Raw genomic sequence first — 13,270 nt, 5'->3', positions numbered from 1 at the left:
TAGGTTTCCTCTTCGAGCTCTCGACTCAGCGCTTCTTGCCGGACTTGCGGCGACGAACGATCATGCGGCTGCTCGCCTTGTTCTTGTCGCGGGTACGGCCCTCGGCCTGACCCCACGGAGACACCGGGTGCCGTCCGCCGGAGGTCTTGCCCTCGCCACCACCGTGCGGGTGGTCGATCGGGTTCATCGCGACACCGCGGACGGTCGGGCGCTTGCCCTTCCAGCGATTACGACCGGCCTTGCCCCAGTTGATGTTGGACTGCTCGGCGTTGCCGACCTCGCCCACCGTCGCGCGGCAGCGGACGTCGACGAGCCGCATCTCACCCGAGGGCATCCGCAGCGTGGCGTTCTTGCCCTCGCGGGCCACCAGCTGGATGCTCGCTCCGGCGGAACGCCCCAGCTTGGCGCCTCCGCCCGGACGCAGCTCGACGGCGTGGATCGTGGTGCCGACCGGGATGTTGCGCAGCGGCAGGTTGTTGCCGGGCTTGATGTCCGCGGCCTCGCCGGCCTCGATCTCGGTGCCCTGCTTCAGCCCCTGCGGGGCGATAATGTAGCGCTTCTCGCCGTCCGCGAAGTGCAGCAGCGCGATCCGCGCCGTGCGGTTCGGGTCGTACTCGATGTGCGCGACCTTGGCCGGCACGCCGTCCTTGTCGTAGCGCTTGAAGTCCACGAGCCGGTAGGCCTGCTTGTGACCGCCACCGATGTGCCGGGTGGTGATCCGGCCGGTGTTGTTGCGGCCACCGGTCTTGGGGCTCGGGACGAGCAGCGACTTCTCCGGGGTCGAGCGCGTCAGCTCGACGAAGTCGGCCACGGAAGAACCGCGCCGCCCCGGCGTTGTCGGCTTGTACTTGCGGATACCCATGTCTGTTCCTTACCTGTCCTCAGCCTGCGGGGGAGGAGAAGATGTCGATGCGCTCGCCGTCCGCGACGGACACGATCGCCCGCTTGGTGTCGGGACGCTTGCCGGTGCCGGCGCGCGTGCGGCGCGTCTTGCCGATCCGGTTGAGCGTGTTGACCCCGGTGACGTGCACCTTGAAGACGGCCTCGACGGCGATCTTGATCTCGGTCTTGTTCGCGTCCTTGGCGACGAGGAACGTGTACTTGTTCTCGTCGAGCAGGCCGTAGGACTTCTCGCTCACCACGGGGGCGAGCAGGATGTCGCGGTGGTCGCGGATCTTGACGGTGGTCACTTGTCGTCTCCTTCGGCAGGCTCGATCAGCTCGTCGACCGACGCGGCGGTGGCGGCGAGCTCGTCGTTGGTCGGCTCGGCCGAGCCCTCGACCGAAGCGGCGGCGAGCTCCTCATCGGCCCCCGACACTGCAGCCTCGGACTCCGTGGCGGTCGCCTTGGCCGAGCGGCCCTTGGCCGGCCCGGACACGTAGGCGGCCAGCGCCGAGGAGGTGAACACGACCTCGTCGTTGACCAGCACGTCGTAGGCGTTCAGCTGGTCGACGGCGAGCGCGTGCACGCTCGCGGCGTTGCGCAGGCTCAGCCAAGCCAGGTCGTCGTCGCGGTGCAGGACCACGAGCACCTTGGGGCTGCTGGCGACCGTGGCGAGCGCGGTCAGCGCGGTCTTGGTGGAGGGCACGTCGCCGAGGACGAGGTCGTCCACGACGTGCACCCGGCCGTCGCGGGCCCGGTCCGACAGCGCACCGCGGAGAGCGGCGGCGATCATCTTCTTGGGCGTCCGCTGGGCGTAGCCGTGCGGGTGCGGTCCGTGGACCACGCCGCCGCCGACGAACTGCGGCGCGCGGGTCGAGCCCTGACGGGCGCGGCCGGTGCCCTTCTGGCGGTACGGCTTCTTGCCACCGCCACGGACCTCTCCGCGGGTCTTGGTGGAGTGCGTGCCCTGTCGGGCCGCCGCGAGCTGGGCCACCACGACCTGGTGGATCAGCGGGATGTTGGCGGTGACGTCGAAGAGCTCGGCGGGCAGGTCGGTCGTGCCGGTCTTGCTGCCGGAGGCGTCGAGGACGTCGACGGTACGGGTCTCGCTCATGCGGGCTCCCCCTTCTTGGCGGCGCTGCGCAGGACGACAAGGCCACCCTTGACGCCCGGGATCGCGCCCTTGATCAGGATCAGACCGCGCTCGGCGTCCACGGCGTGCACGGTGAGGTTCTGGACGGTGACGCGGTCCACGCCCATCCGGCCGGCCATCTTGAGACCCTTGAAGACGCGACCGGGGGTCGCGCAGCCACCGATGGAACCGGGCGAGCGGTGCTTGCGGTGCACACCGTGGGTGGCGCGCAGACCGCCGAAGCCGTGCCGCTTCATGACGCCCGCGGTGCCCTTGCCCTTGCTGACACCGGTGACGTCGATGACCTCGTCGGCGGCGAAGACCTCAGCGGTCAGCTCCTGGCCGAGGGTGAACTCGCTCGCGTCGGTGGTGCGGATCTCCACCAGGTGCTTGCGCGGGGTGACGCCGGCCTTCTCGAAGTGACCGGCGCTGGGCTTGGTCACCTGCTTGGCCTTGATGGCACCGAAGCCGAGCTGGATGGCTCCGTAGCCTTCGTTGCCGGGCGTGCGGACCTGGGTGACCACGCAGGGGCCGGCCTGGACCACCGTCACCGGGACCACCCGGTTGTTGGCGTCCCACAGCTGGGTCATGCCGAGCTTGGTGCCCAGCAGACCCTTGACCTTGCGGTCGGAAAGAGTTGAAGCGTTGCTCATGTCGTCGTCCTCAGAGCTTGATCTCGATGTCGACGCCCGCGGGGAGGTCGAGACGCATCAAGGAGTCCACGGTCTTGGGAGTCGGGTCGATGATGTCGATCAGACGCTTGTGCGTCCGCATCTCGAAGTGCTCCCGGCTGTCCTTGTACTTGTGGGGAGAACGGATGACGCAGTACACGTTCTTCTCCGTGGGCAGCGGCACCGGGCCGGCGACCTTGGCTCCCGTACGCGTCACCGTGTCCACGATCTTGCGCGCGGAGGAGTCGATGACCTCGTGGTCATAGGCCTTGAGCCTGATGCGGATCTTTTGTCCCGCCACAGTTCGTCCTTACTTCTCGCTACGTCGGTGCTGAAATCTTCTGATGTGCGTCGTCGTCGTGCTCGTCGGTCCTGCTCATGCTCCGACCCCCACGGTCGGGCGTGTCGGGCACCTTGCGGCACAACACATCCCCGACCAGTCCCGCATCTGGGTCAAGGCCTGACGATCCGCGAGGACCGGTCGGCCTGGGGGTCTCGCGGTGCGGCGGCTCTCGCCTCGCCCGTCAAAGAACCGGCGAAGGCATGGCGCGCCCCGGCGACCCCGTCAAAGCAACCTGGCTATCTTGTCAGACTCACCAGTGCCGATCAAATCCGGACGTCGGCGACCGCCAGGAGCTGCGATCGGTGGGAAGGTGCTCGTCCACGGCTCCACCGTGAGCACTCTGCGACCGCTCACTGATGCTACGGCGTCGATCACCCCTAGTCTGTCCCGGTGCAGATGAGGGTGGGAGTGGCCGCCGGCCACCCGTCGACGGCGCAGGCCGGCGCCGAGATCCTCTCCGCCGGGGGCAGCGCGGTCGACGCGGCGGTGGCCATGATGCTGGTCGGCTGTGCGGCCGAGACCATCTTCACGGGCCTGAACGGCGGTGGGTTCGCCACCTGCTACGACGCCGCGACCCGCGAGGTCCGCTGCTTCGACTTCTTCGTCGCCGTCCCGGGGCTGGACGGCACCTCTCCCGGGGCCGGACGGGCCATCGAGGTCAGCTTCGTCGGCCAGCCGATGCCTTATGAGATCGGTCCGGCCACGGTCGCCGTGCCCGGGGTGCCCGCGGGGGCCCACCACCTGTGGCGCCGGTACGGGCGGCTGCCCTGGACCGACGTGGTGGCGCCCGGCCTGGCGGCCTCCTACGGGACGCCCTTTCCGCGGACGCACGCCGTGCTGCTGCCGGTGATCGAACCGGCCATGCGGGTCGGGGACGGCGTCGGGGTCTACTCCCGTCCCGACGGGTCGCTGCTGCAGGCGGGCGACCGGCTGTGGCACCCCGACCACCACCGCGCCTACGAGCTGCTGGCCGAGGACCCGGCCGCCTTCTACACCGGCGCCTACGCCGACGCCCTCGTCCAATCCGTGGCCGACGGTGGCGCGATCAGCCACGAGGACCTCGCCGCGTACCGGGTCCGCGAGCACGCCGCCCGCACCGTCGAGTTCCACGGCTCGACCGTGCACGCCCGTGGCACCGACCTGGACGACGTCCTCGCCACCCTGGCGGTCGCCGCCGACGCGGTGACCGGGGACCCGCACACCGACCCCGCGTCCGCCCTGGGGCTGGTCGCGGCCCTGCGCGCTCCCGACCGGCGCTCGGACACCACGAACGTGGTGGCGGTGGACGCCGAGGGCAACGGGTGTGCGCTGACCACCAGCCTCGGCCTGGGCTCCGGGGTCTGGGTGCCCGGCTTCGGGGTGCACCTGAACTCGATGCTGGGCGAGGGCGAGCTGATCCGCGGCCGCCTGCAGCCGGGCGTCCGGATGGGCTCGATGATGTCCCCGCTCGCGGTGCTGGACGCCGACCGCCGCCTTGTCGGGGTGGCCGGCGCGGCGGGCGGCAGCCGGATCCGGTCCGCGCTGGTGCAGGTACTGGTCCAGGTGCTGCGCGGGGTACCGCCGCAGGAGGCCATCGACGGACCCCGGCTGAACGCCCTGCCCGGCCTGGTCCGCTTCGAGCCGGGGTTTGCCCCCGACGTGCTGGCCGCGGTCGCCGCGGCCGGCGACGAGGTGGCGGTCACCGGGCAGCGTGACCCGTACTTCGGCGGCGTCTCGGCGCTGAGCACGCTGGGCGGGGGTGCCGACCCGCGCCGCAGCGGGGGCGTCGTCCTGCTCTGAGCGGGTCATCTAGGGTCGGTGAGCGTGACTCCCTCGGCCCCGTCCTCCACCTACCGGCTGCAGATCTCCCGCGACTTCACCCTCGCTCAGGCCACGGACCTGCTCGACTATCTCCTCGACCTCGGCGCCGGCGCGGTCTACCTGTCGCCCTTGCTGCGTTCCACCACCGGCTCCACCCACGGCTACGACACCGTCGACGTCACCTTGATCGACCCGGACCGGGGCGGGGAGGCCGCGCTGGAGGCACTCTTCGCCGAGGCGGGCCGGCTGGGTCTCGGCGTGGTCATCGACATCGTGCCGAACCACCTCGGCGTCGACGTGCCGGCCGAGAACCCGCCCTGGTGGGACGTGCTGCAGCACGGCCGCGGGTCCGCGTACGCGCACTGGTTCGACATCGACTGGAGCCGCCCGCGGATCCTGCTGCCCGTGCTGGGAGACGACGCGGTGCTGAGCATCGAGCCGTCGCCGTCGACGTCGGAGAGGGAGCTGCGTTACTACGAGCACCGCTTCCCGCTCGCACCCGGCAGCTGGTCCGAGGGCGATGACCCCGAGGAGGTGCACGCCCGCCAGCACTACGAGCTGGCGCACCACTCCCGCGGCAACCGCGAGCTGAGCTACCGCCGCTTCTTCGCTGTGACCAGCCTCGCCGGCGTCCGGGTGGAGGACGAACGGGTCTTCGAGGCGACCCACGCCCTGGTCCGGCCGTGGGTGGAACGCGGCGTGGCCGGGTTGCGGGTGGACCACCCCGACGGCCTGGTCGACCCCGGTGAGTACCTGCGGCGGCTGCGGGCGCTCGCGCCGGAGCAGTGGATCACCGTGGAGAAGATCCTCGAGCCCGGTGAGGAGCTGCCCGCGGACTGGCCCGTCGAGGGCACGACCGGCTACGACGCCATGCGCGAGGTGAACGGGCTGTTCGTCGACCCGGGCGCCGAGCACGAGCTGACCGAACTGTACCAGCGGCTCACCGGGGACCAGCGGGACGTCGCCGCCCACATCGAGGTCGGCAAGCGGATGGTGGTCACCGACCTGCTGCCGGCGGAGGTGCGTCGGATGGCGGCGCTCTCGCCCGAGGTCGAGGACGCAGGGGCCGCCATCGCCGAGGTGGCCGTGGCGTTCGCGGTCTACCGCTCCTACTTGCCTCAGGGCGCGGCCGATCTGGACCACGCCCTGGCGCTGGCCGCCCGCCGTCAGCCCCAGCTGGTCCCGGCCCTGGACGCCCTGAGCCCGCGGCTGCACGACGGCGACGACGAGCTCGCTCGGCGGATGCAGCAGCTCAGCGGTGCCACCATGGCCAAGGGCATCGAGGACACCGCCTACTACCGCTATGCGCGGTTCGTGGCGCTGAACGAGGTCGGAGGAGACCCCGCCGAGCTCGGCATCGCGCCGACGGAGTTCCACGAGGCCCAACGACGTCGGCAAGCCACCCAGCCGCGGTCGATGACCGGGTTGTCGACCCACGACACCAAGCGCGGGGAGGACGTCCGGGCGCGGCTCGCCGTCCTGGCCGAGATCCCCCAGGCCTGGAGCTCGTTCGCCGGGCGCGTGCTCGAGGCCTCGACGGTGCCGAACCGGGCCTTCGCGTACTTCCTGGCCCAGACCTTCGTCGGGGCGGGCGTGATCGAGCCGGAGCGGATGCACGCGTACGCGGAGAAGGCGATGCGCGAGGCCAGCGACGGCACCACCTATACCGACGTGGACGCCACGTTCGAGGCCGGCGTGCACGCCCTCGTCGACGCCGCGTACGACGAGCCGAGGCTGCGCACCGCCTGGGACGACCTCGCCGCCGCGGTGACGGGACCCGGTTGGTCGAACGCGCTCGGTCAGAAGATCGTGCAGCTCACGATGCCCGGGATCCCCGACGTCTACCAGGGCACCGAGCTGTGGGACGACTCCCTCGTCGACCCCGACAACCGACGGCCGGTCGACTTCGCCCGCCGCCGGGAGCTGCTGGCCCAGGCGTCGCAGACCCACCCGGGCGTGGACGACAGCGGTGCGGCCAAGCTCTGGGTGACCCGGCAGGCCCTGCACGCCCGTCGCGAGCGGCCGGAGCTGTTCGACGGTTACGAGGCGCTACGAGCGAGCGGACCCGCGGCCGACCACCTGGTCGCCCTCGACCGCGGCGGGGCCGTCACCCTCGCCACCCGGCTACCGGTGGGCCTGTCCGCCGCAGGCGGCTGGCTCGACACCGCGATCGAGCTGCCCGGCACCCTCACCGACGTCCTGACCGGACGCGAGGTCTCCGGCACGGTGCAGGTGGCCGACCTGCTCGACCGCTACCCGGTGGCGCTGCTGCTCCGCTCCTGAGGGGCTGCGACTGGCTCAGGGGGCGGGAGTCAGAGTGACCGTGGTCTGGGCGCCGACCTCGGTGAAGCCGACGCGGCGGGCCAGCCGGCGCGAGGCGACGTTGTCGACCCGGGCCCGCCACTGCGGCACCAGCCCGACGTCGAGGGCGTCGTTCAGCGCCAGCGCGGCAGCCATCGTGCCCCGGCCGGACCGACGGTGCTCCGGCGCGGTCAGCGCCCCCAGGTGGCCGAGGATGCCCTGCCACTCGTCGTAGCCGGCGCCCGCCGTGGGACGGTCGCGGTCGTCGAGGGTGATGAAGACCTTGGCCATCTCGGCCAGACCGACCTCGCGGACGTCGTCGGGCGGACAGGTCTTCTCCAGCGCGACCGCCGTCGCCGAGTCGTCGGCCACCGGGACGTCACGCAGCCCCTCGACCGCCGCGTACCGGTCGGTGTAGGCCAGCGCGGCCTGGCCGAGCACCCGGGCGCCGTGGCCCTCGCAGCAGTGCAGCAGCGCCGACTGGTCCAGCAGCTCTGAAGGGTCCGAGCCTGCGGTGCGCTCGTGGAACCAGTCCGGGCCGACCAGCACGAAGGTCTGCCAGAGCCGGATCACCATCGCCTGCTCCGACGAGGCCGCCCGTACCACCCGGACCGGGTTGCGGGCCGGGTCGAGGCTGTCGTCGGGCAGGCCGAGGAGGCGGCACCAGCCCAGGCGCACGATCGCCGCGGTGTTCGCCTCCACCCGGCGATCGTAGGCGGTACAGGCGCCGAGAACGCGAGAAGCCCCGCACCGTCAGGTGCAGGGCTCCTCGCTGGAGATCGACTAGATCACTTGATGATCTTGGTGACGCGACCGGCGCCCACGGTCCGACCACCCTCACGGATGGCGAACTTGAGCTCCTCCTCCATGGCGATGGGCTGGATGAGCGCCACGGTCATGTCCGTGTTGTCACCCGGCATCACCATGTCGGTGCCCTCCGGCAGGTTGACCACACCGGTGACGTCGGTGGTGCGGAAGTAGAACTGCGGACGGTAGTTGTTGAAGAACGGCGTGTGACGGCCGCCCTCCTCCTTCGAGAGGATGTAGACGCGCGCCTCGAAGTCGGTGTGCGGGGTGGTCGTGCCCGGCTTGATCACGACCATGCCGCGCTCGACGTCCTCGCGCTTGGTGCCGCGGAGCAGCAGACCGACGTTCTCGCCCGCCCGACCCTCGTCGAGGAGCTTGCGGAACATCTCCACACCGGTGACGGTGGTGGTCTGCTTGCTGTTACGGATGCCGATGATGTCGACGGTCTCGTTGACCTTGACCACACCGCGCTCGATCCGACCGGTGATGACGGTGCCACGACCGGTGATCGTGAAGACGTCCTCGACGGGCATCAGGAACGGCTTGTCGATCTCGCGCTCCGGCTGCGGGATGTAGGAGTCGACCGCCGCCATGAGCTCCATGATCGCGTCGCCCCACTTCGCGTCGCCGTTCAGCGCCGGGAAGGCCGCGACGCGGACGACCGGGACGTTGTCGCCGTCGAAGTCCTGGTCGCTCAGCAGCTCGCGGACCTCGAGCTCGACGAGCTCCAGGATCTCCTCGTCGTCGACCATGTCGCACTTGTTGAGCGCCACGACGATGGCCGGCACGCCGACCTGACGGGCGAGCAGCACGTGCTCACGGGTCTGCGGCATCGGGCCGTCGGTGGCGGCGACCACGAGGATCGCGCCGTCCATCTGGGCCGCACCGGTGATCATGTTCTTGATGTAGTCGGCGTGCCCCGGGCAGTCGACGTGCGCGTAGTGGCGCTTCTCGGTCTGGTACTCGACGTGCGCGATCGAGATCGTGATGCCGCGCTGACGCTCTTCGGGCGCCTTGTCGATCTGGTCGAACGCCGACGCCTGGTTCAGGGTCGGGTACTTGTCGTGCAGCACCTTGGTGATCGCCGCGGTCAGCGTGGTCTTGCCGTGGTCGATGTGCCCGATGGTGCCGATGTTGACGTGCGGCTTAGTCCGCTCGAACTTGGCCTTGGCCACTGTGGCTCCTTCTGGATTCCTCGCCACGCGATCGCCTGGCGTTCTTGGGTTGCTAGCTGGTTGGTGGCCGGGCTGAAACCCGGCCCAAGTTTTCCTTGCCCGCGCGGCTCAGGTCAAACCGAGCCGCACGGGTGGGGACGTCACTCCCCGCGTGCCTTCTGGATGATCTCGTCCGAGACCGACTTGGGGGTCTCGGCGTAGGAGTGGAACTCCATCGAGTACGAAGCCTGGCCCGAGGTCTTCGAGCGCAGGTCACCCACGTAGCCGAACATCTCCGAGAGCGGCACCAGAGCCTCGACGACCTTGTTGCCGTGCAGGTCGTTCATGGACTGGATCTGGCCGCGGCGAGAGTTGAGGTCGCCGATGACGGTACCCATGTAGTCCTCGGGCGTGGTCACCTCGACGGCCATCACCGGCTCGAGCAGAGCCGGGTCGGCACGGCGGGCAGCCTCCTTGAAGACCATCGAGCCGGCGATCTTGAACGCGAGCTCGGAGGAGTCGACGTCGTGGTAGGCGCCGTCCTGCAGCGTCACCTTGATGTCCTCGACCGAGTAGCCGGCCAGCACGCCGAACTGCATGGCGTCCTGGATGCCGTCGTCCACCGCGGGGATGTACTCCTTGGGGATGCGGCCACCGGTGACACCGTTCACGAACTCGTAGCCGGAGCCGGGCTCCAGGGGCTCGAGGTCGATGATCACGCGGGCGTACTGACCCGAGCCACCCGACTGCTTCTTGTGGGTGTACTCGACCTTCTCGACCGGGCGACGCAGCGTCTCGCGGTAGGCCACCTGCGGCTTGCCGATGTTCGCCTCGACGCGGAACTCACGCTTCATCCGGTCGATCAGCACCTCGAGGTGCAGCTCGCCCATGCCGGCGATGATCGTCTGGCCGGTCTCCTCGTCGGTGTGCACGCGGAAGGTCGGGTCCTCCTCGGCGAGCCGCTGGATGGCGACGCCGAGCTTCTCCTGGTCGGACTTCGTCTTCGGCTCGATGGCCTGCTCGATGACCGGCGCCGGGAAGTCCATGGACTCCAGCTGCACCGGGCTCGCCGGGTCGGACAGCGTCTCGCCGGTGGTGGTGTCCTTCAGACCCATCACGGCGACGATCTGGCCGGCACCGACCGACGCGATCTCCTCACGCTTGTTGGCGTGCATCTGGTAGATCTTGCCGATCCGCTCCTTGCGGCCCTTGGTGCTGTTCAGCACCGTCGAACCGGCCTCGAGCTTGCCCGAGTAGAGACGGATGTAGGTCAGTCGACCGAGGTGCGGGTCCGCCGCGATCTTGAAGGCCAGCGCGGAGAACGGGTCGGTGGTGTCCGGGTGCCGCTCGATGACGACCGACTCGTCGCCGGGCTTGAACCCGTCGATGGCCGGCACGTCCAGCGGGGACGGCAGGTAGGCGATGACCGCGTCGAGCAGGGGCTGGACACCCTTGTTCTTGAAGGCGCTGCCGCAGAGGACCGCGGTGATCTGGGAGGAGAGCACCGCGCGACGGATGGCCGCCTCGATGAGCTCGGGCGTCATCGCCGCCTCGTCCTCGGCCAGGTAGGCCTCCATCAGCGTGTCGTCGTACTCGGCGACCAGCTCGACCAGCTCGGCGTGAGCGGCCTCGGCCTGCTCCACCATGTCGGCCGGGATCTCCTCGACGGTGTAGTCCTCACCGATCGTGGTCTCACCGCGCCACGTCAGGGCACGCATCCGGACGACGTCGACGACACCGAGGAAGCCACCCTCGGAACCGATGGGCAGCTGCAGGATCGCGGGGACGGCGTTCAGGCGGCTTTTGATCGTGGAGACGCAGAAGTCGAAGCTCGCTCCGGTCCGGTCCAGCTTGTTGATGAAGCAGATCCGCGGCACCTTGTACCGGTCGGCCTGGCGCCACACGGTCTGACTCTGCGGCTCGACCCCGGCGACGCCGTCGAACACCGCGACCGCGCCGTCGAGCACGCGGAGCGAACGCTCCACCTCGACGGTGAAGTCCACGTGGCCCGGAGTGTCGATGATGTTGATCTGGGTGTCGTGCCAGTGGCAGGTCGTCGCGGCGGACGTGATGGTGATGCCGCGCTCCTGCTCCTGCTCCATCCAGTCCATCGTGGCCGCGCCGTCATGCACCTCACCGATCTTGTAGTTGATACCGGTGTAGAAGAGGATGCGCTCGGTCGTGGTGGTCTTGCCGGCGTCGATGTGCGCCATGATGCCAATGTTGCGGACCTTGGACAGGTCGGTTTCGATGTCGACAGCCATCGCGGCGTCTTCAACCTCTCATCTGGGTGTGACCCGACTGGTCCCAACCGGGCAGGGTGGTGGCCCCGCCGGCGGAGCTGCCGGGAAGAACAGCTGGGTGGGTTACCAGCGGTAGTGGGCGAAGGCCTTGTTGGCCTCGGCCATCTTGTGCGTGTCCTCGCGACGCTTCACCGCGGCACCGAGGCCGTTCGACGCGTCGAGTATCTCGTTCATCAGGCGCTCCGACATCGTCTTCTCGCGACGGGCACGGGCGAAGCTGACCAGCCAGCGCATGGCGAGCGTGGTCGCACGGTTCGGCTTGACCTCGATCGGCACCTGGTACGTCGCACCACCGACGCGGCGGCTCTTGACCTCGAGCGCGGGGCGCACGTTGTCGAGCGCCCGCTTGAGGGTCTGGACGGGGTCGGTACCGGTCTTGGTCTTGGTGCCGTCGAGCGCGGTGTAGACGATGCCCTGGGCGATGGTCTTCTTGCCGTCCACCAGGATCTTGCTCACCAGCTGGGTGACCAGCGGGGAGCCGTAGACCGGGTCGACCGGCAGCGGACGGTTCGGGGCGGGGCCCTTGCGAGGCATTACTTCTCCTTCTTCGCGCCGTAGCGGCTGCGAGCCTGCTTGCGGTTCTTGACGCCCTGGGTGTCGAGCGAGCCGCGGATGATCTTGTACCGGACGCCGGGCAGGTCCTTCACCCGGCCGCCGCGGACGAGCACCATCGAGTGCTCCTGGAGGTTGTGACCCACACCGGGGATGTAGGCCGTGACCTCGACCCCGGAAGACAGGCGGACGCGAGCCACCTTGCGCAGAGCGGAGTTGGGCTTCTTCGGGGTGGTGGTGTACACCCGCGTGCACACACCACGACGCTGGGGCGAACCCTTGAGCGCCGGGGTCTTGTTCTTGCTCACCTTGTCCGCCCGGCCCTTACGGACCAGCTGCTGAATTGTGGGCACTACGTCCTGTCTCTTTCTCTTGGTCTACCGCGAGCCGTGGCAGGCCTGCTCACCACGGGATGACTACGAGGGGTGGACCGCCGGCGTTGGCCGACGGGCCGTGCGCGCTCGGCCACGTCCGGAGCGGACCTTCGGGGCACGCACAAGAAGTCGGGCGAGCCCGAACACAAGGATCGAGCCTACCTGGTGACCTCCGAGCGGTCAAAGCCGTACGTCCTCCGCCGCCGTCAGCTCGTTCCTGCCCCGAGCCCGTCCGCACAACGCGGGCCGGGGGGAGCTTGTTCCGCTCAGTCCAGGCTCACCAGGCGTCGCTCGCGGGCCATCTCGGCGATCTCGGGCTCGAGGTCGTCGCCGGCGGCGAGCAGCTGTGGCAGCAGGTGCCTCTCGGTGGTGATCGCGCGGAACACCAGAGCCGCCGTCACGTCGTGGGAGGGCCGTTGGACGACCTCGACCGGGTCGCCGGCCTGGATCCGGCCGGGCGTGAGGACGCTGAGGTAGGTGCCGACGCGGCTCACGGCGCTGAACACCTTCGCCCACCCCTTCTCCCCCATCCAGCCGCGGAAGGTGGAGCAGGGGATACGCGGTGAGGTGACCTTGAGCTCGACGGTGTCGCCGACCCGCCAGACCTCCCCGACGCGGGCGTCGTTGACGTCGATACCCAGCGTGGTCAGGTTCTCCCCGAAGAAGCCGTTGGCCAGCGGCCGGCCGAGCCGGTCCTGCCAGCCGTCGAGGTCCTCGCGCTGGAAGGCGTAGACCGCCTGCAGGTCGCCGCCGTGGTGCCGGACGTCGCCGATGAAGTCCCCGACCAGGCCACTGCCCAGCCCGCCGCGCTTGGGTCCGGGGGCCCGCACCTCCACCGGGCCGGCCGCCGGGCGCTTGCCGATGCCGGTCGACCTGGCCTGCTTGTACGGGTTGGGCTCGGCAGAGCCGAGGTTGACCGAGAGGAGGTGCGACACCGGCTCAGCGTAGCTG

General features: G+C 69.8%; 12 protein-coding genes and 1 pseudogene. 2 read left to right on the top strand and 11 right to left on the bottom strand.

The genetic code is table 11. The annotated features are described in order from the left end of the window. Window positions 1-25: 25 nt before the first annotated feature. The 5 genes and pseudogenes from rplB to rpsJ all read right to left on the bottom strand — a co-directional run bounded on the left by rplB (window position 26) and on the right by rpsJ (window position 2,986). The gene (gene rplB / locus ACFE7W_RS04530; protein WP_375423599.1) at window positions 26-862 is read right to left on the bottom strand and encodes a 50S ribosomal protein L2; all 837 of its coding nucleotides are present in this window, start codon (window positions 860-862) and stop codon (window positions 26-28) included. 19 nt (window positions 863-881) lie between these two features. Next, the gene (gene rplW / locus ACFE7W_RS04525) at window positions 882-1,190 is read right to left on the bottom strand and encodes a 50S ribosomal protein L23 (RefSeq protein WP_375423598.1); all 309 of its coding nucleotides are present in this window, start codon (window positions 1,188-1,190) and stop codon (window positions 882-884) included. A gap of 134 nt (window positions 1,191-1,324) precedes the next feature. After that, a pseudogene (gene rplD, locus ACFE7W_RS04520) lies at window positions 1,325-1,996 on the bottom strand (50S ribosomal protein L4); the annotation flags it as partial. Further along, complete coding sequence (rplC, locus tag ACFE7W_RS04515) at window positions 1,993-2,667, bottom strand: 50S ribosomal protein L3 (protein WP_375423597.1); 675 nt, start codon at window positions 2,665-2,667, stop codon at window positions 1,993-1,995. The pseudogene rplD and the gene rplC, both read right to left, overlap by 4 nt. A gap of 10 nt (window positions 2,668-2,677) precedes the next feature. Then, a complete protein-coding gene (gene rpsJ, locus ACFE7W_RS04510) occupies window positions 2,678-2,986 on the bottom strand; it encodes a 30S ribosomal protein S10 (protein ID WP_300611684.1) in 309 nt (102 codons plus the stop codon). Between the two features lie 438 nt (window positions 2,987-3,424). Between rpsJ and ACFE7W_RS04505 the strand changes: the two genes are divergently transcribed. Both ACFE7W_RS04505 and treY read left to right on the top strand, forming a co-directional pair. Beyond that, on the top strand, window positions 3,425-4,807 hold the full coding sequence (locus ACFE7W_RS04505) for a gamma-glutamyltransferase (RefSeq protein ID WP_375424204.1): 1,383 nt from the start codon (window positions 3,425-3,427) through the stop codon (window positions 4,805-4,807). Between the two features lie 18 nt (window positions 4,808-4,825). Continuing rightward, window positions 4,826-7,111: a malto-oligosyltrehalose synthase gene (gene treY / locus ACFE7W_RS04500; protein WP_375423596.1), complete on the top strand. Its 2,286-nt coding sequence runs from the start codon at window positions 4,826-4,828 to the stop codon at window positions 7,109-7,111. 15 nt (window positions 7,112-7,126) lie between these two features. Here the strand turns inward: treY and ACFE7W_RS04495 are convergent, their stop codons facing one another. The 6 genes from ACFE7W_RS04495 to ACFE7W_RS04470 form a co-directional block, all read right to left on the bottom strand. Continuing rightward, window positions 7,127-7,831, bottom strand: coding sequence for a GNAT family N-acetyltransferase (locus ACFE7W_RS04495; RefSeq protein ID WP_375423595.1), 705 nt, complete (start codon window positions 7,829-7,831; stop codon window positions 7,127-7,129). Between the two features lie 86 nt (window positions 7,832-7,917). Beyond that, the gene (gene tuf, locus ACFE7W_RS04490) at window positions 7,918-9,111 is read right to left on the bottom strand and encodes an elongation factor Tu (RefSeq protein WP_375423594.1); all 1,194 of its coding nucleotides are present in this window, start codon (window positions 9,109-9,111) and stop codon (window positions 7,918-7,920) included. 140 nt (window positions 9,112-9,251) lie between these two features. Further along, window positions 9,252-11,354, bottom strand: a complete 2,103-nt coding sequence (fusA, locus tag ACFE7W_RS04485; RefSeq protein ID WP_375423593.1) for an elongation factor G — start codon at window positions 11,352-11,354, stop codon at window positions 9,252-9,254. Between the two features lie 102 nt (window positions 11,355-11,456). Further along, window positions 11,457-11,927 carry a 30S ribosomal protein S7 gene (rpsG, locus tag ACFE7W_RS04480; RefSeq protein ID WP_375423592.1) on the bottom strand — a complete coding sequence of 157 codons (471 nt, stop codon included), beginning with the start codon at window positions 11,925-11,927 and terminating at the stop codon, window positions 11,457-11,459. After that, window positions 11,927-12,298, bottom strand: a complete 372-nt coding sequence (rpsL, locus tag ACFE7W_RS04475; protein ID WP_091414459.1) for a 30S ribosomal protein S12 — start codon at window positions 12,296-12,298, stop codon at window positions 11,927-11,929. Before rpsL ends, rpsG begins: the two co-directional genes overlap by 1 nt. Before the next feature lie 287 nt (window positions 12,299-12,585). Further along, a complete protein-coding gene (locus ACFE7W_RS04470; protein ID WP_375423591.1) occupies window positions 12,586-13,254 on the bottom strand; it encodes an MOSC domain-containing protein in 669 nt (222 codons plus the stop codon). Window positions 13,255-13,270 lie beyond the last annotated feature (16 nt).

The organism is uncultured Friedmanniella sp. (assembly GCF_964244285.1).
Lineage (GTDB): Bacteria > Actinomycetota > Actinomycetes > Propionibacteriales > Propionibacteriaceae > Microlunatus.
The sequence above is the reverse complement of the archived record's forward strand: the minus strand, read 5'-3'. Positions and strand labels throughout refer to the sequence as shown.

Excerpts from the sequence above, each read along its gene's own strand:
- fusA (WP_375423593.1), bottom strand. The coding sequence starts at position 11,354 with ATGGCTGTCGACATCGAAACCGACCTGTCCAAGGTCCGCAACATTGGC.
- rplB (WP_375423599.1), bottom strand. The coding sequence starts at position 862 with ATGGGTATCCGCAAGTACAAGCCGACAACGCCGGGGCGGCGCGGTTCT.
- ACFE7W_RS04505 (WP_375424204.1), top strand. The coding sequence starts at position 3,425 with ATGAGGGTGGGAGTGGCCGCCGGCCACCCGTCGACGGCGCAGGCCGGC.
- rplC (WP_375423597.1), bottom strand. The coding sequence starts at position 2,667 with ATGAGCAACGCTTCAACTCTTTCCGACCGCAAGGTCAAGGGTCTGCTG.
- rpsG (WP_375423592.1), bottom strand. The coding sequence starts at position 11,927 with ATGCCTCGCAAGGGCCCCGCCCCGAACCGTCCGCTGCCGGTCGACCCG.